Source organism: Rathayibacter iranicus NCPPB 2253 = VKM Ac-1602, from assembly GCF_003149025.1.
In the GTDB taxonomy this organism is placed as follows: Bacteria; Actinomycetota; Actinomycetes; order Actinomycetales; family Microbacteriaceae; genus Rathayibacter; species Rathayibacter iranicus.
The window spans coordinates 153,318-169,552 of sequence record NZ_QGDV01000002.1 but is presented as its reverse complement, the minus strand read 5'-3'; the positions used below and the strand labels follow the sequence as shown (position 1 = coordinate 169,552).

Below are 16,235 nucleotides of genomic sequence, written 5' to 3'. Positions count from 1 at the left end.
CTCAGGATAGGGCCGTCGGACGGAAGGGAACGTGAACGCCGATCGTGGTCGGCCCGCCGAGCGGCGACTCCACCGTCAGCAGCCCCTGCAGCCCCCTGACCCGCCCGCCGATCCCCTCAAGGCCGTGACCGGCGACCGCGGCGGCGCCGCCGACTCCATCGTCAATCACCCACGCGTCGAGCCAACGCTCCCCTGCCGGTCCGGCGTCGCGGGTATCGAGGTACACACGGATCGAGCGCGCGGAGGCATGCTTCGAGGCATTCGCGAACAGTTCGGCGAGGACGAAGTAGACGCTGCGCTCCACCTCGGGCGGCACATCGGCCACCGAGTGCTCGGTCAGCACCTCGACGGGGACCGGGCTGAGTGCCGCGAGCGAGAGCACGGCAGCCTCGAATCCGCGGTCCTGGAGAATCGGTGGCGCCACGCCTCGGGAGAGCGCGCGGAGTTCGTCGAGCGCGGCCCGAACGTGCTCGCGCGCCTCGTCGACGAGAGTGACGGCCGACTCGGGGTCGGCGGCGATCCGGGTCCGGGCGGAGGCGAGGTCCATCTGCACGCGCAGGAGGCGTTGCTGGGGTCCGTCGTGGATGTCACGCTCGAGCTGTCGCAGTGCCCGGTCCTCGGCGGCGACGGCCGCGCCACGGGAAGCGCTGAGTTCGGCGACCTCGCGTTGGAGTGCCTCCGACTCCCATGGCCCGAGCAGGAGGCGGTCGACGAGGAACCGCGCGAGCGTGAGACCGCGGGTCACGAACGGGAGCGTCGTGACGAACAGCACCGTGACGGCGACGGCGGCCGCGGTGACGAATCCATTAGGCGGCTCTGGAATGCGGAGGGCGTTCGCGGTCTGCTCGGCCAGCACATTCACCACCCCCGAGCTGCCACCGCCGAAAGCCGAGACGACGGTGCCGGGACCCGCGGCGACCCAGAGCAGGAGGACGAGACCGAACAGGATGGCGAGCAGTGGAGCGACAAGGAGCGTGTGCAGGAGCGCCAGCCAGTAGTGGCCGTCGATCACCGGCCCGTAAAGCGCGAAGGTGGCGGAGGTGCCCGATGCCGGCGCCCGTCGCCATTGCGGATCCTGCACGGCGGGTCGACCGGCCAGAACGTCCAGGCCGACCGCTGCCCGGGAGAAGAAACGCGCGACGTAGAGGGCGGCGGGGAGAAAGACCAGCCCGATGAGGACGCCGAGCAGTCCGAGCGCGAGCGCGAGCGCGGCTCCCGCGCAGAACGCGCCGACGATGACGAGCGGGAGGGCGAGCACCAGCGAGAGCACTTCGCGCGGCACTCTGCTCCAGAGTCGGAGATAGGCACGGGTGGCCTCGCCAAGAGCCGATGTCGCGTCGCTCATCCGCTCCTCCCATCTGGTTCTGCCAGGCGCGGCAACCCGGTCGAGCGTACCGGCGCGCACACCAGCGGACCCGGAGGCGAACCCCCGGATCGCGGGCGGGTGAGCCTACCCTGTGCCCGACTGAGCCGAGCCTGCGCTTGCTTGCGCCGGCTCACGATCTGCGTAGTGTCGACAGTTCATCACCCCCTCTCGGAAGGAAGACGATGTCCACCACATCCGTCCCGTCGCTCACCTCGTCGAACCCGGATGTCGCATCCGGAGTCGCGCAGTTCCTCAGCCCGGTCGTCGTCGAGATGACCGCCCTCGCCGTCAACGGCAAGCAGGCGCACTGGCACGTCCGCGGCGCGAACTTCATTGGCGTGCACGAACTGCTTGACGCGATCGTGGGCCGTGCGATCGAGTGGGCCGACCTCGCCGCCGAGCGTGTCGTCGCTCTGGGCCTTCCCGTCGACGCGCGTATCCAAACGGTCGCTTCGGCGACGCAGTCCGAGCCGCTCACCCCCGGCTTCCAGCGCTCCGAGAACGCGATTGTCGAGATCATCCGGCAGATGGACGTCGCGATCGCGACCGTGAACACGGCCATCGCCGAACTCGCCGACATCGACGCGAGCAGCCAGGACGTCGCGATCGAGATCGGCCGCGGTCTCGAGAAGGACCGCTGGTTCCTCTTCGCTCACGTCAGCGAGAGCTAGGCCGCTCTCGACGTCCTTCGCGGGAGGGAGGACCGGGTGCGTCAGAGTTCGTGAGTGACGCGCCCAGCTAAGAGAGTCGCGGCGACCGGCATCGAGCGCAGGGCTCCTGCGTCAGCTGTAAGTGGGTTTCGGTCGACGATCACGAGGTCCGCCACGTCACCCGGCTGCGGGCACAGGCGGCGGACGCGTGTGGAGGCGATGATCGCCTCCTCGACGCTGACCCGCTGCTCCGGATGCCACGGCTCGTTGCCGGGCAACGCGCGGGAAACGGCCGCCGAGATCGCGACCCACGGGTCCAGCGGAGCCACCGGCGCGTCCGAGCCGAGCACGACCGTCGCTCCGGAGTCGAAGAGAGAGCGGAGCGCGAAAGCGCGGCCTGTACGACCCGCCCAGTAGCGGTCCGCCACGTCGTGGTCATCGAGCGCATGAGCCGGCTGAACACCCGCCTCCACTCCGAGCGCCGCGAAGCGCGGCAGGTCTGAGTCGGAGAGCAGTTGCGCGTGCTCGATCCGGCCTCCGCCGATCCGGCCGAGCGCGTCGAGAGCGACGGTCGCCGCGGCATCGCCGATCGCGTGCACGCTCGAACGGATGCCGCCCGCCGCCGCTCGGGCAAGCAGTGCGTCGAGTTCGTGCAGGTCGACCGTGAGCGCGCCACGCCCGCCGTGCCCGATGTAGGGGTCGACGCAGTACGCCGTCCGGGTGTTCAGCGAGCCGTCAATCAGGACTTTGAGCCGACCCATCCGCACGAGGCCGGCGGCGCCGGGGATCTCGTCGCCCGAGCGGAACTTCTCGGCGAGGGCGCGGTCGAGGTGGTCGCGGTAGACGCCCGTCTCGACGCGGAGCGAGCGGATGCCACGGCCGACTCGCCGGGTCCAGTCCCCCGCGTTCCAGCGCATCTCGAGATCGACCACTCCGACGACACCGCGCGCCGCCGCCCGCTGCGCCGCCGTCTCGACGAGAACGTCAAGGTCCTCGTCGCTGAGCGCCCCGAGCGCGGTGACCAGCGCGAAGCACCGGTCCTCGCGAAGAAGGTCATTTTGCACCGGGAATCCGTATCGCCGGTAGGCGGCGGTATTGAGCCAGGCGCAATGCAGATCGCCGCTGATGAGGACGACGGGTCGCTCCGCTGCGACCTCGTCGAGCAGTGCTGTCGTCGGCGGCTCGGCCCAGAGCCCGTCACGGAAGCCGAATCCCACCAGAGTCCCCGGTCCGGGAGCGGTCATCAGCTTTGCGCGCACCGACTCAGCGACCTCGCGTGCGGAGTCGGTCGCCGAGACGTCGAGTCGCGGCGCGGTCATCGCCCACTGTGAGAAGTGCACGTGCTCATCCCAGAGGCCCGGCAGCAGCCAGCGACCGTCAAGTTCACGGACGTCGTCGCCGGGACCGGCCATGGCTGCCGCTCCGATCGCCTCGATCCGCCCGCCGCGCAGCAGCACCGAGACTGGCTCGGCCGCCCCGAGCAGGCGCGCGTCGCGCAGCACGAGCCCGCGACGCTCCTCGGCAGTGATCCGCTCGCTCGCTCCGCTCACGACTGGCACACCGGGCACCAGTACAGCTTGCGCCCGCCGATCTCCTCCAGCAGGACGTTCGTCCCGCAGACGCGGCACGGCAGCCCTTCACGCTTGTAGACGTAGTTGCGCTCGGCCCGACTGCGCACGGCCGTGGAGCGCTCGGAGGAGGTCAGGCCGCGCCGGGTGATCATCATCCCGGTGCGGATGCCATCCTCCAAAAGGTGCGCCCAGTCGGCCCACAGTTCGCGAGCGACCTCGAGCGGCACCTGCTTGCCCGGCACGTGCGGGTCGAGCCCGGCGCGGTAGAGCAATTCGGCGCGGTAAATGTTGCCAATGCCGCTCACCACCGACTGGTCCATCAGCACCAGGCCGACCGGAGTCGCGGTCGCGCGGAGCCGGTTCACGAAACGGTCACGGGCCTCGTCGGAGTCGTCGGTGGCGGGATCGGGGCCGAGCCGGGCGAGCAGGGCGTCCACCTGAGCGGGGACCATCACCTCGCAGGCAGTGGGGCCGCGCAGATCGGCGACGGTCTCCTCCGTCTGAATCCGCACGCGCACGGCGCCCACAGGTGCAGGCGGGAATTCCTCCAGGTCTTCGTCAGTCTCGTGCTCCGTCTCGGACAGGCGCACGGCGCGGCGCCGGCGCGGCGCCCCGATGCTGCTCCCCGCCGTGCTGTCCGGGAACAGCGGCGAGACACGGCCGAGAAAGTCCCAGGCCCCGTAGAGACCGAGATGGACGTGCAGAGTGAGTTCGCCCTCGAAGCGCAGCAGCAGGTGCTTGCCGACCGCGGTCGACGTCTGCACCTCACGGCCGTCGAGGAGCGCAGCTCCCTCAGCGAAGCGACCCTGCGGACTGCTCATCGCGACTCGGTGGCCGACGACGTCGCGCTCGAATTGCAGAGCGATCCGGTGGACGGAATGGCCCTCGGGCACTCAACGCTCCTTCGCAGCGGAGTCGACGACCCGGCCGGCAATGTCGCCGGTCGCCTCGTACTCGGCCAACTGCGCGATCCGGCGCACGTGCCGCTCCTCGAAGCTGAACGGCTCGGCGACGAACGCATCAATGAAGCTCGTCGCCTCTGCAACCGAGTGCTGTCGGGCGCCGATCGAGATCACGTTCGCGTCATTGTGCGCGCGAGCCAGGACCGCGGTACTGAGGTTCCAGACCAGCGCGGCCCGCACTCCCGCCACCTTGTTCGCGGCGATCTGCTCGCCGTTGCCGGAGCCGCCGAAGACGATGCCGAGTGCTTCGACGCCCGCCTCCTGGTCGCGCACGACAGCAGCCGCGGCGTTGATGCAGAAGGAGGGGTAGTCATCGAGCGGGTCGTAGGACGTCGGTCCGTGGTCGATCACGTCGTGACCGGCGGAACCGAGGTGCTCGATCAGGTGCCGGCTGAATTCCAGCCCTGCGTGGTCCGTTGCAATGTGGATGCGCACGCGCTCGTCCTCCGGGAAAGCCGTCTGGGGGCCCGTGGAGCCGGGGCCGGGAGCCAGAGTACCGCGGGCGCGGTCAGTCGAATTGCGGGTCGCGCGTGCGCGAGCGCTTGAGCTCGAAGAAGCCGTCGTACGACGCGGCTGCGACGATGCCGTCCCAGAGGGTCAGCGCCTGCTCGCCGCGCGGGGTGGGCGAGATCACGGGACCGAAGAACGCCACATCACCGAGTGCGATGACGGGCGTGCCGACGTCCTGACCGACGCGTTCGATGCCGTCGAAGTGGGAGGCGCGCATCGGTTCGTCGTACTCGTCCGAGTCGGCGAACGCCGCGAGGCTGGCAGGCAGGCCGAGCTCGGCGAGGGACTCCGCGATGATCGCGTCCGCATCGAAGCGACCGCCCACGTGGATCCGCGTGCCGAGCGCGTCGTACAGCGCCTTGACGTGCTCTCGACCCTCGCGCTCGGCGACGGCGGCGACCAGGCGTGTGTACCGGAGTGCGCGTGGGAAGAAAGCGCGGTACGCCTCATCGACGTCTTTGTCTTCATTGAGGACGGCGAGGCTCATGATGTGCCACGTCACGTCGAGGTCGCGGGCGGGGGCCACCTCGTCCACGAAGCGCGAGGTCATCCAGGCCCAGGGGCAGGAGGGGTCGAACCAAAAATCCACGAAGGTCATGAGATAACGCTACGCCGCACCGGCGCTGCCGCTCCTGGTGACTTCCCTCGATCACGGCCCGCAAGGAGCCGCTGAGGTGGCCGAGCGGACTCATCCCCGCACCATCGGCGGCTCTAGGCTGGATCGGCGGCGCCGGTCCCCAGGCGCCCGGCGGCAGCGCCCGGAACGAACGGATGGAGCACACCTGTGCCAGGAGACAATCTCACCCAGAGCGAGGCGCAGCAGCGCGCTTCGCTGATCCAGGTTCACGACTACGACATTGCTCTCGACCTGACCCGGGGCGCCGAGACCTTTCTGAGCACGACCACGGTGCGCTTCTCCGCCACCGAAGGCGCCGCGACCTTCCTCGACGCGATCACGCGGACGGTCCACTCCGTCACTCTCAACGGTGTCGAACTCGACCCGGCCGACGTCGCCGATGGAGTACGGATTCGCCTTGACTCGCTCGCGGACGAGAATGAGCTGACGGTCATCGCCGACGCGATGTACACCAACACCGGCGAAGGTCTGCATCGCTTCGTCGATCCGGTCGACGGCGAGGTCTACCTGTACTCGCAGTTCGAGGTTCCCGACTCCCGCCGCGTGTTCGCGGTGTTCGAGCAGCCGGATCTCAAAGCGACCTTCCGCTTCAGCGTCACCGCTCCCGCCGCCTGGCAGGTCGTCTCGAACCAGCCGACGCCGGAGTCGGTGCCCGCAGGCGACGGCGCCGCGACGTGGAACTTCGATCCCACTCCGCGGATCTCGTCCTACATCACGGCCCTCATCGCCGGTCCGTACGTCGCGGTGACCGACTCGCTGGTTTCCTCTGACGGCCGTACCATCCCCCTCGGCGTCTTCGCCCGTGCCTCCCTCGCGCCCTTCCTCGACGCGGACTACGTGTTCGAGAAGACCAAGCAGGGCTTCGCCTTCTACGAAGAGAAGTTCGGAGTTCCGTATCCGTTTGCCAAATACGACCAGCTCTTTGTCCCGGAGTTCAACGCGGGCGCGATGGAGAACGCAGGAGCGGTCACCTTCACCGAGACCTACGTGTTCCGCTCGAAGGTCACCGACGCGATCAAGGAGCGCCGGGTCGTCACGATTCTGCACGAGCTCGCGCACATGTGGTTCGGCGACCTCGTCACGATGAAGTGGTGGAACGACCTCTGGCTGAACGAATCGTTCGCCGAGTACGCCTCCACGCTCGCCACCGCCCAGGCGACGGAGTGGACCGAGGCGTGGACCACCTTCGCCGCGATGGAGAAGAGCTGGGCCTACCGCCAGGACCAGCTGCCATCGACGCACCCGATCGTCGCGACGATCAACGACCTGGAGGACGTGCAGGTCAACTTCGACGGGATCACCTACGCGAAGGGCGCCTCCGTGCTCAAGCAGCTCGTCGCGTGGGTCGGTGAAAAGGAATTCCTCGCGGGCGTTCACGCGTACTTCGTGAAGCACGCGTTCTCGAACACCGAACTGCGCGATCTCCTGGTCGAACTCGAGGCCACCAGCGGCCGGGATCTCACCGAATGGTCGGCCCAGTGGCTCGAGACCGCAGGAGTGAACACGCTGCGCCCCGACATTGTCGTGGATGAAAACGGGGTGATCGCTTCGTTCGCGATCCTGCAGAGCGCGGTCGAGGAGTATCCGACCATCCGCCCGCACCGCCTGGCGATCGGCCTCTACGATTTCGAGGGCGAGCGCCTCGTGCGCGTCGACCGACTCGAGCTCGACATCGACGGAGGGCGGACCGAAGTCCCCGAGCTGATCGGACGCACTCGCCCAGCCCTCGTCCTGCTCAACGACGACGACCTCGCCTACGCGAAAATCCGGCTCGACGAGGCCTCGCTCGCCATCGCTATCGAGCATCTCGCGAGCATCGAGAGCCCGCTCGCCCGCTCGCTGGTCTGGGGCTCGGCCTGGGACGCAACCCGCGACGCCGAAACGCCCCCGCGCGACTTCGTTCGCCTCGTACTGAGCAACATCGCCACCGAGACCGAGTCGACGACGCTCCGCACCGTGCTCAACCAGCTGGTGATCACCGCCACCCAGTACGTCGGGCCCGAGCACCGGGCCAAGGTCGTGCAGGAGGCGGGCGACACGCTGTGGACCCTCGCCCAGACCTCCGCGGTCGGCAGCGATGCGCAGTTCCAGTTCGTGAAGTTTTTCGCAGCACTCGCGTCGACGCCCGCGCACCTCGACGCCGTGCAGGCCCTTCTCGACGGCAGCACCGCCCTCGAGGGACTGGACATCGATACGGACCTCGGCTGGGAGCTGCTCATCGCGCTCGTCGCGGGAGGACGAGTCGGCACCGACGAGATCGACGCCGCCCTCGCCTCCGACAACACCGCGACCGGGCAGCAGTCGGCCGCGCAGGCACGCGCCGCGCTACCGACCGTGGAAGCGAAGCGCGCGGCGTGGGACTCCGTCACCGCCGACGACTCTGCACCGAACACGATCGTCCGCTCGACCGGCCTCGGCTTTCAACGCGTGTCCGATCCGCATCTGCTCAACGCGATGGTTCCGGTCTACTTCGGCGCCCTGCGCTCGCTCTGGGAATCGAAGAGTTACAAGATCGCGGAGTATCTGGTGGTCGGGTTCTACCCGGCGGCGACGCCCACGTCGGCACTTGTCGATGCCACGAACGAGTGGCTCGATGCGAACCCCGACGTGCCGGCTCTGCGCCGTCTCGTGATCGAGAACCTGGCTGCGGTCGAACGCGCGCTGCGTGCTCAGGCGCGCGACGCTCGCGCCTGATCTCTGCCGCGCGTGGCCCCTGCTGGTCGCGGAGGCTGTGCAGCTGTCGCATCACGTCCCCCCGCCTCGGGCTCCGGCACCGGGCGGGGGGCCGGTCCGTCGTATGCAGACAGCGGCCGGATCAGCGCGTTCGACGCGCGCTGCTCGATGACGTGAGCCGTCCAGCCCACCACGCGCGCCGCGACGAACAGCGGTGTGAAGATCTCGGTGTCGAAGCCCATCAATCGGTACGCGGGTCCTGACGGGTAGTCGAGGTTGGGCAGGATGCCCGTCCGCTCGGCCATCGCCGTCGCCAGCGCATCGTAGAGCTCGATCAGTGCGCTCGCGCCCTCGTACTTCGCCAACCGGCGCAGCGCGGCCTCCATCGTCGGCACGCGCGAATCACCCGACTTGTACACCCGATGTCCGAAGCCCATGACTTTGCGTCGCTCGCTCAGGGCTACCGCGAGCCACTCCTCCGACCGTTCCTGCGCCCGCGGACCCGTGCCGATGTCGTCGAGCACGTGCAGGACCGCCTCATTCGCGCCGCCGTGCAGCGGACCCTTCAGCGCGCCGACCGCCGCGGTCACAGCTGAGTAGACGTCTGAGAGGGTCGAGGTGACCACGCGCGCCGTGAAGGTTGACGCGTTGAAGGAGTGCTCGGCGTACAGCACCAGCGAGACCCGGAAGGCGTCGACCACGACCGGCTCGGGCACCGCGCCGAACGTCGTCCAGAGGAAGTTCTCGGAGTAGTCGAGGTCGTCGCGCGGCGCGATCGGCTCGAGGCCGTGCCTGCGGCGTTGAGCGTAGGCGACGATCCCGGGCAGCGCCGCCCAGAGTCGTACGGAGCGCTCGAGGACGGCGTCTGGGGCATCAGCATCAGCGTGGGGATCGAGAGCGCCAAGCACGCTGACCGCCGTGCGCACGACGTCCATCGGGTGCGCGGACGTGGGGAGCAGGTCGATCACCGCCTGCACCTCGGGGAGCAGCGCGCGATGCTCGCGCTCCACGACGGCGAGCCCGGCCGACTCCGCCGCCGTCGGCAGCTCACCGTGCCAGAGCAGCCAGGCCACGTCCTCGAACGATCGCTGCGTCGCCAGCTCGTGCACGGGGTAGCCCCGATAGAGCAGCGAATTCGACTCCGGATCGACCTTTGAGATCGCCGTCGTATCCACGACGACCCCCACGAGTCCCATGCGGATGTTCGGATCGGTGGTGCTCATCCTTCGCTCCTTCGAGAGTGTCGGCGACGGCGCGGAAGAGCGCCGGCGCGAAGTAGCGCCGCCGGATCAGGCGCCGTAGTGGTCGGCGAGGGAGAAGTCGAAGACGCCCTCGTCGAAGCGGCTGTAGGACGCGTAGTCGAGCAGCTCGTACAGCTCGGCGCGGGTCTGCATGCCTGGCACCTCGGAGCGGAGCGAGCCCTCAGCCTTCAAGGTATCCAGAGCGCGCATCGCGGCCCCCATCGCGATCCGCAGCAGAGAGACCGGATGGATCACCACATTCACGCCGACGTCGGCCAGTTGCTGCGCGGTAAACAGTTCGCTCTTGCCGAACTCAGTCATATTGGCCAAGATCGGCACGTCAATTGCGGCGCGAACGGCCTCGAACTCACCAAGATCGCGCATCGCCTCCGGGAAGATCGCGTCGGCACCGGCCTCGACGAGGCGCTTCGCCCGGTCGATCGCGGCGGGCAGGCCATCGAGAGCGCGGATGTCCGTGCGGGCCATGACGACGAGGTCCGGGTCGCGCCGTGCGTCGACCGCGGCGGCGATCCTGCGCACCGAGGTGGCCTCATCGACCACCGCCTTGCCGTCGAGGTGCCCGCAGCGCTTGGGATTGACCTGGTCCTCGATATGCAGCCCCGCCACTCCCACGTCCTCGAGCATCTGCACTGTCCGGGCCACGTTCAGCGGCTCACCGAACCCGGTGTCGGCGTCGACCAAGACCGGCAGATCGGTCATCCGCGCGATCTGCTGCGAACGGCCGGCCACCTCCGTGAGCGTGGTCAGCCCGATGTCCGGCAAGCCCAGCTCGGCCGAGAGGACGGCTCCGGACACATAAATCCCGTCGAAGCCTTTGGCCTCGATCAGTCGCGCCGAGAGCGGAGTGAATGCTCCGGGTAACTGCACGAGTTCCCCGGAGGCGAGGCGCTCGCGGAACAGGCGCCGCTTCTCAGTAGGAGTCCGGGTGGAGTGGAGCATCGGGCGTCCTTCCCCTGGGGGCGAGATCGGAGGCCTGTGCAGGCCCGCATCGAATCTATACGCGTGACCGGGCCGGTGGCTCACAACGACACATTCGCCTCCACAGGGGCCGCAGACCGATCGGTTCTCGGTCGCGTCAGCGGTCCACCGGATGAGCGGCAAGGGCGTCCCGTAGCCTGGTCGGGTCATGCTGTTTCTTGAGACCTCCACCCCGGATCCCGTCGCCGCAACCGTGTCGTTTTTTGACTCGCCCGCCTTCTGGAAGATCGTCGCGATCCTCGCCATCGTGCTTGGCGCGCTGCTCGTGCGTGTGGTCGCGCACTTCGTCATCGGGCGCGTCGTCGACCAGATCGTCTCGGGCGTCAAGCGCCGTCAGCAGACCGACGACACCCAGGCAATCGCCTCCTCACCGCTCGCCGCCGTGCGAGTCGTGCAGCGCACCCGCACCCTGGGCTCGATCCTCAACAACATCAGCTCGATCCTCATCGTCGTAATCGCCCTGGTCATGATCGTCAGCACCATCGACAAAGACTTGATCGGCTCTTTCGCCCTGCTCACCGCCGCACTCGGCGCAGGCTTGGGCTTCGGCGCCCAGAACATCGTCAAGGACGTGCTGAACGGACTCTTCATGGTCGCCGAAGACCAGCTGGGCGTCGGCGACGTCGTTGACACCGGTCAGGCGACCGGCGTCGTGGAATCTGTCGGGGTGCGCGTCACACAGATTCGGGACGTCAATGGGACCCTCTGGTTCGTCCGGAACGGCGAGATCGTCCGCGTGGGCAATATGTCGCAGGGCTGGTCGCGGGTCATCGTCGATCTCGCGATCCCCTACGAGAGCGACCTCGAGCAAGTGCAGTCCAGCGTCCTTGCCACCGCGAACGAGCTGGCAGCCAGCAGCCGGTGGCGCACGCGCGTCATCGACAAGCCGGAGCTGTGGGGCCTGGAGTCGATCGCTGACGACGCCCTCGTCATCCGCGTCGTGATGAAGACCCGCACAACTGCCAAGGACGACGTCGCCCGCGAGCTGCGCCTACGCCTGAAGAAGGCGCTCGACGCGCTCGACGTCAAGCTGCCTTCGCTCTCGACCGTGGTTCTCGAAGGATTCGAGGGAGCGACGAGCGTCGGAGGCGCGAAACCGCCTCGGACGACGCCCTCGCCGGCGGTCACGACGGAGCCCGGCAAACCGGTCCGCCTCCCCCGCGCCCTCCGGCGCTCCACGAATCCGCAGCGCCGTGACGACGGCGGCACGACTCCCCCCGAGCAGGGAGCGCGCTCATGAGTGGCATGCAGATCGGCGGGACGCCTGGGCTCCGAAGCTTCTGGGAGACCATCGGCGGCCGGCCGACGTTCGAGCGCCTGGTCCGCCGCTTCTACGAAGGCGTTCGTGAGGACGAGGTCCTCTGGCCGATGTATCCCGAGCACGATCTCGAGGGTGCGATCCACCGCCTGACGGGATTCCTGGAGCAGTATTGGGGCGGCCCGGGTACATATAGCGCGGAGCGCGGGCACCCACGCCTGCGGATGCGGCACCAGCCGTTCCGGGTGAACCCCGAAGCGCGCGACCACTGGCTGCAGCACATGCGCATCGCGGTCGACGAACTCGAACTGGCACCGGCAGACGACGCTCTGCTCTGGGACTATTTGGAGCGCGCCGCCCACGCGATGGTGAACACCGTCGAGGAGTAGGCCCCGCGGGGCTCGCGCGTCGAGGACCAGCCGCGCCGTCTCAGCCCGGAGTCCGGACGAGGACATGTCCGCGCCGCGAGGTGAGCCGCCGCCACGCTCCGCTTTCGAGCAGTGTCACCGGATCATCGGCATCGAGGAAACCGAGCGCGAAGAGCGCGAACGCCGCCCCAGCAGGGACGTCCTCGAACCCATTCAGCGGACGTCCCCACACTGAGGACCGCACGCGACCGACGATGTGCTCGCCGGTTTCCGAACCCACGGCCGCCGCGATCTCATTGATGCCCTCGCGGGCGACACGATCGAGAACAAGCGGATCCACCGGCTCCCGCCGCACCCAGCCGCCCCGAGGCGGCGACACGCCCGCCCACGAACCAGCAGTGGCGTCGTCGCCGTCGGGCAGCACCACCGGTTTCCCCTCGGCTCCGCCCGGCTCCCACTGCAAGTGCGCCAGACGGTCGGACAGAGCGCGGATCGGGACGACCCGGTCGAATCCGGCGGACTCGTCGAGCGCGAACACCCGGAGCCCGAGAACGGTGGCCGAGCGGTCGAGCAAACCGCGGGGCTGCAGAATCGGCGTGTAGGCGGCCAGTACATGGTCGTCGGCGAGAAGACGGACAGCGCCATCCTCGACGCGGGCCGAGCGACCGAGGAAGACGCGCAGATCCGAGAGGCTCGGCGGATCCGCCAGGGAGAAGGACGAACTCATCGCGCCCATAAACTTACCCGAGGCCGCGCGCCCCGCTGCCCGACACCCCGGAGGTCCCGTGCCCGATCCACTGTCCTCGTTCCTCACCGCGCTCGACCTCGTCGACACCGGCGCCCGCACTAGCGAAGACATCTCGACGGGCCCCTCTCAGTGGATGCCCGAGGGGCGGGTCTTCGGCGGTCAGGTACTCGCGCAGTCACTGATCGCAGCCGGACGCACGGTGGAAGACCGCGCTGTGCACTCGATGCACGGCTATTTCCTCCGCCCGGGCGACGTCACCCTCCCCCTCACGTTCTCGGTCGACCGGATCCACGACGGTCGCTCCTTTTGCACTCGGCGGACGCAGGCCTACCAAAACGGCCGGCCAATCCTCTCGATGATCGCCTCGTTCCAGAGTGAGGACTCGGGACTGGACCATCAGGCGCCGATGCCCGAGGGCGTTCCCGACCCGGAATCGCTGCCGAGCACCGCCGAGGCACTCGGCAAAGTGGAGCATCCCGTGGGCAGTTTTTGGGCCACGCAGCGGCCCTTCGACGTCCGACACGTCGAGCAGCCCGTCTATCTCCGCGCCGACCCCGACCGCAGTGCTCATCAGAGCGTCTGGATGCGCTCGCTCGGGCAACTTCCCGACAATCCGATGCTGCACCGCGCCGCCCTGGCCTACGCGAGCGACTACACGATCCTCGAGTCAACTCTTCGCAAGCATGGAGCCTCGTGGACCACGCCGGGGCTGCGGATTGCGAGTCTGGACCATGCGATGTGGTGGCACCGTCCTGCCCGCGTCGACCAATGGCTGCTCTACGTGCAGGAGGCGCCGAGTGCCTCGGGCGGGCGCGGCCTCTCGCTCGGGCGGATCTATACGCGAGAGGGCACGCTGATCGCGAGCGTGGCGCAGGAGGGTATGGTACGGGTCCCGCTCGAATGAGCGCTTAACCGCGCTTCGAGAACGCGACCGGCTCCTCAACATAGGGAGCCCAAGCGTGTCGTAGCGCCTCCGGGATCCGCTCCGGACGTCCGGTGGCGGCGGTGACGAGGACGAGGGTCGTCGCCGCCCTGGTGTAGAGCATTCGCGGGACGACTCCCTCTGGTGAGTACAGCTCATAGCAGACCTCGAGGCTCGCGCCCCCGATCCGCCCGATCCATAGCTCGATGTCGATGGGCGCCCGCATGTAGGGGATGGGCGCGAGGTACTCGACTTCCTGCCGCGCGATCAGGGTGATCGACGGCGCGCCCGGACGGGCGTCGAGCACCGCCGTCGCTCTCCCGCCCGGTTGAGGAGAGTCGGGCCTCCAGAAAGCTTGGATGCGCGCCTCCTCGAGCAAGCGCAACATTTCGGCGTTATTGACATGCGCGTAAGCGTCGAAGTCCGACCAGCGCAGCGGGATGGCGACGTGTATGCGCATTAGTCGCGGGTGAGCTTGCGATAGGCCGAGCGATGCGGCTTAGCGGCGTCGGGGCCAAGCCGCTCAATCTTGTTCTCCTCATACGCCTCGAAGTTGCCCTCGAACCAGTACCAGTTCGCCGGATCCTCCTCAGTACCCTCGTAGGCGAGGATGTGGGTCGCGATCCGGTCGAGGAACCACCGGTCGTGAGTAATCACGACGGCGCAACCCGGGAATTCGAGCAGCGCGTTCTCGAGGCTGCCGAGGGTCTCGACGTCGAGGTCGTTGGTGGGCTCGTCGAGCAGGAGGAGATTGCCGCCCTGCTTGAGCGTCAGCGCAAGATTGAGGCGGTTGCGCTCGCCGCCAGAAAGCACGCCGGCTTTCTTCTGCTGGTCCGGGCCCTTGAAGCCGAACTGCGAGACGTAGGCCCGCGAGGGGATCTCGGTCTTGCCGACCGTGATGTAGTCGTGGCCGTCCGAGACGACCTCCCAGAGGTTCTTCTGCGGGTCGATCCCGCCGCGGCTCTGGTCGACGTAGGAGATGTCGACCGTCTCGCCGATCTTCAGGTCGCCCGAGTCGAGCGGCTCGAAGCCGACGATCGTCTTGAAGAGCGTGGTCTTGCCGACGCCATTTGGCCCGATCACCCCAACGATGCCGTTGCGGGGCAGGGTGAAACTGAGGTCGTCGATGAGGACGCGCTCGCCGAACTGCTTGTGCAGCTTCTTCGCGTCGATCACCTGAGCCCCTAGACGCGGACCGACCGGGATTACGATTTCGTCAAAGTCGAGCACCCGCGTCTTCTCGGCCTCGGACGCCATCTCCTCGTAGCGCGCCAAGCGCGCCTTGGATTTGGCCTGGCGGCCCTTCGCGTTGCTGCGTACCCAGTCGAGCTCGGTGGTGAGGCGCTTGGCGAGCTTGGCGTCCTTTTTGCCCTGCACCTCGAGGCGCGCACGCTTCTTTTCGAGATAGGTCGAGTAATTACCCTCGTAGGGATAGAGGTGGCCTCGGTCGACCTCGGCGATCCACTCCGCGACGTTGTCGAGGAAGTACCGGTCGTGGGTCACGGCAAGCACGGCACCCGGATATTTCGAGAGGAATTGCTCGAGCCAGAGCACGCTCTCGGCGTCGAGGTGGTTGGTGGGCTCGTCGAGAAGCAGCAGGTCTGGCTTCTGCAGGAGGAGCTTGGTGAGCGCAACCCGGCGCTTCTCGCCACCGGAGAGGTTGGTCACGAGCGAGTCGCCCGGCGGGGTACGGAGCGCGTCCATCGCCTGTTCCAGCTGCGAGTCGAGATCCCAGGCGTCAGCGGCGTCGATCGCCTCCTGCAGGGTGCCCATTTCGGCGAGGAGGCTGTCGAAGTCGGCGTCTGGGTCGGCCATCGCGAGCGAGATCTCGTTGAAGCGGTCGACTTTTCCCTTGATCTCGCCGACGCCCTCCTGAACGTTCTCGAGCACTGTCTTGGTTTCGTCGAGTTCCGGTTCCTGCATCAGGATGCCGACGGAGTAGCCCGGGCTGAGCCGCGCCTCACCGTTACTGGGGGTGTCCAAGCCCGCCATGATTTTCAGGATCGTTGACTTGCCGGCGCCGTTCGGGCCGACCACACCGATCTTCGCGCCGGGCAGGAACGACATGGTGACGTCGTCCAGGATCAGCTTGTCGCCGACCGCCTTGCGAGCGCGCACCATCGAGTAAATGTATTCAGCCACACCAAGTCCTCAAGTTCCGAAGGTCTACGCGGAGTCGCGTTGCCCGCTCGGCCTGTTCTCCGCGCTCAAGCGAAGGTCCGGGCTGGGGGCGGAACGCCGGGCCTCGCCCGCACGCGGAGCGCGAAGCGCGGGACCGTCCGCATGTTCGAGGATAACGGGAAGTCTGCTTGCTGCGTCGGCAGCAGGGG

At 68.1% G+C, this 16,235-nt stretch carries 15 protein-coding genes; 5 read left to right on the top strand and 10 right to left on the bottom strand.

Annotation, left to right across the window (positions count from 1 at the left end):
- Position 1: 1 nt before the first annotated feature.
- A complete protein-coding gene (locus B0H03_RS03320; RefSeq protein ID WP_104264705.1) occupies positions 2 to 1,345 on the bottom strand; it encodes a sensor histidine kinase in 1,344 nt (447 codons plus the stop codon).
- Positions 1,346 to 1,548: 203 nt separating this feature from the next.
- Here B0H03_RS03320 and B0H03_RS03315 point away from each other — a divergent pair, with 203 nt between their 5' ends.
- Positions 1,549 to 2,037: a Dps family protein gene (locus tag B0H03_RS03315; RefSeq protein WP_104264704.1), complete on the top strand. Its 489-nt coding sequence runs from the start codon at positions 1,549 to 1,551 to the stop codon at positions 2,035 to 2,037.
- Between the two features lie 41 nt (positions 2,038 to 2,078).
- Here the strand turns inward: B0H03_RS03315 and B0H03_RS03310 are convergent, their stop codons facing one another.
- From B0H03_RS03310 to B0H03_RS03295, 4 genes are all read right to left on the bottom strand, one after another.
- Positions 2,079 to 3,584, bottom strand: coding sequence for an amidohydrolase (locus B0H03_RS03310; RefSeq protein ID WP_241560388.1), 1,506 nt, complete (start codon positions 3,582 to 3,584; stop codon positions 2,079 to 2,081).
- Positions 3,563 to 4,480, bottom strand: coding sequence for an Fpg/Nei family DNA glycosylase (locus tag B0H03_RS03305; protein ID WP_104264703.1), 918 nt, complete (start codon positions 4,478 to 4,480; stop codon positions 3,563 to 3,565). The genes B0H03_RS03310 and B0H03_RS03305 overlap by 22 nt, the downstream gene beginning before the upstream one ends.
- Positions 4,481 to 4,984 carry a ribose-5-phosphate isomerase gene (locus tag B0H03_RS03300; RefSeq protein ID WP_104264702.1) on the bottom strand — a complete coding sequence of 168 codons (504 nt, stop codon included), beginning with the start codon at positions 4,982 to 4,984 and terminating at the stop codon, positions 4,481 to 4,483.
- Between the two features lie 73 nt (positions 4,985 to 5,057).
- Positions 5,058 to 5,657 carry a mycothiol-dependent nitroreductase Rv2466c family protein gene (locus B0H03_RS03295; protein WP_104264701.1) on the bottom strand — a complete coding sequence of 200 codons (600 nt, stop codon included), beginning with the start codon at positions 5,655 to 5,657 and terminating at the stop codon, positions 5,058 to 5,060.
- Positions 5,658 to 5,843: 186 nt separating this feature from the next.
- On the opposite strand from B0H03_RS03295, the gene pepN reads away from it, so the two are divergent.
- Positions 5,844 to 8,390 carry an aminopeptidase N gene (gene pepN, locus B0H03_RS03290; RefSeq protein ID WP_104264700.1) on the top strand — a complete coding sequence of 849 codons (2,547 nt, stop codon included), beginning with the start codon at positions 5,844 to 5,846 and terminating at the stop codon, positions 8,388 to 8,390.
- On the opposite strand, the gene B0H03_RS03285 is transcribed toward pepN, so the two are convergent.
- Positions 8,366 to 9,592: a bifunctional 2-methylcitrate synthase/citrate synthase gene (locus B0H03_RS03285; protein WP_104264699.1), complete on the bottom strand. Its 1,227-nt coding sequence runs from the start codon at positions 9,590 to 9,592 to the stop codon at positions 8,366 to 8,368. The two genes, pepN and B0H03_RS03285, sit on opposite strands and share 25 nt — an antisense overlap.
- Positions 9,593 to 9,658: 66 nt before the next feature.
- A complete protein-coding gene (prpB, locus tag B0H03_RS03280) occupies positions 9,659 to 10,570 on the bottom strand; it encodes a methylisocitrate lyase (RefSeq protein ID WP_104264698.1) in 912 nt (303 codons plus the stop codon).
- Positions 10,571 to 10,757: 187 nt separating this feature from the next.
- On the opposite strand from prpB, the gene B0H03_RS03275 reads away from it, so the two are divergent.
- Positions 10,758 to 11,849 (top strand): mechanosensitive ion channel family protein, encoded by a 1,092-nt coding sequence (locus tag B0H03_RS03275; RefSeq protein ID WP_104264697.1) that lies wholly within the window; start codon positions 10,758 to 10,760, stop codon positions 11,847 to 11,849.
- Entirely contained in the window at positions 11,846 to 12,256 is a 411-nt protein-coding gene (locus tag B0H03_RS03270) for a globin (RefSeq protein ID WP_202129983.1), read from the top strand. The genes B0H03_RS03275 and B0H03_RS03270 overlap by 4 nt, the downstream gene beginning before the upstream one ends.
- A 40-nt stretch (positions 12,257 to 12,296) precedes the next feature.
- Here the strand turns inward: B0H03_RS03270 and B0H03_RS03265 are convergent, their stop codons facing one another.
- Positions 12,297 to 12,962: a DUF8185 domain-containing protein gene (locus tag B0H03_RS03265; RefSeq protein ID WP_104264747.1), complete on the bottom strand. Its 666-nt coding sequence runs from the start codon at positions 12,960 to 12,962 to the stop codon at positions 12,297 to 12,299.
- A 58-nt stretch (positions 12,963 to 13,020) separates the two neighbouring features.
- On the opposite strand from B0H03_RS03265, the gene B0H03_RS03260 reads away from it, so the two are divergent.
- Positions 13,021 to 13,887 carry an acyl-CoA thioesterase gene (locus tag B0H03_RS03260; RefSeq protein ID WP_241560389.1) on the top strand — a complete coding sequence of 289 codons (867 nt, stop codon included), beginning with the start codon at positions 13,021 to 13,023 and terminating at the stop codon, positions 13,885 to 13,887.
- 4 nt (positions 13,888 to 13,891) lie between these two features.
- On the opposite strand, the gene B0H03_RS03255 is transcribed toward B0H03_RS03260, so the two are convergent.
- Together B0H03_RS03255 and ettA are read right to left on the bottom strand one after the other, a co-directional pair.
- A complete protein-coding gene (locus B0H03_RS03255) occupies positions 13,892 to 14,365 on the bottom strand; it encodes an acyl-CoA thioesterase (protein WP_104264696.1) in 474 nt (157 codons plus the stop codon).
- Entirely contained in the window at positions 14,365 to 16,047 is a 1,683-nt protein-coding gene (ettA, locus tag B0H03_RS03250) for an energy-dependent translational throttle protein EttA (protein ID WP_104264695.1), read from the bottom strand. Before ettA ends, B0H03_RS03255 begins: the two co-directional genes overlap by 1 nt.
- Positions 16,048 to 16,235 lie beyond the last annotated feature (188 nt).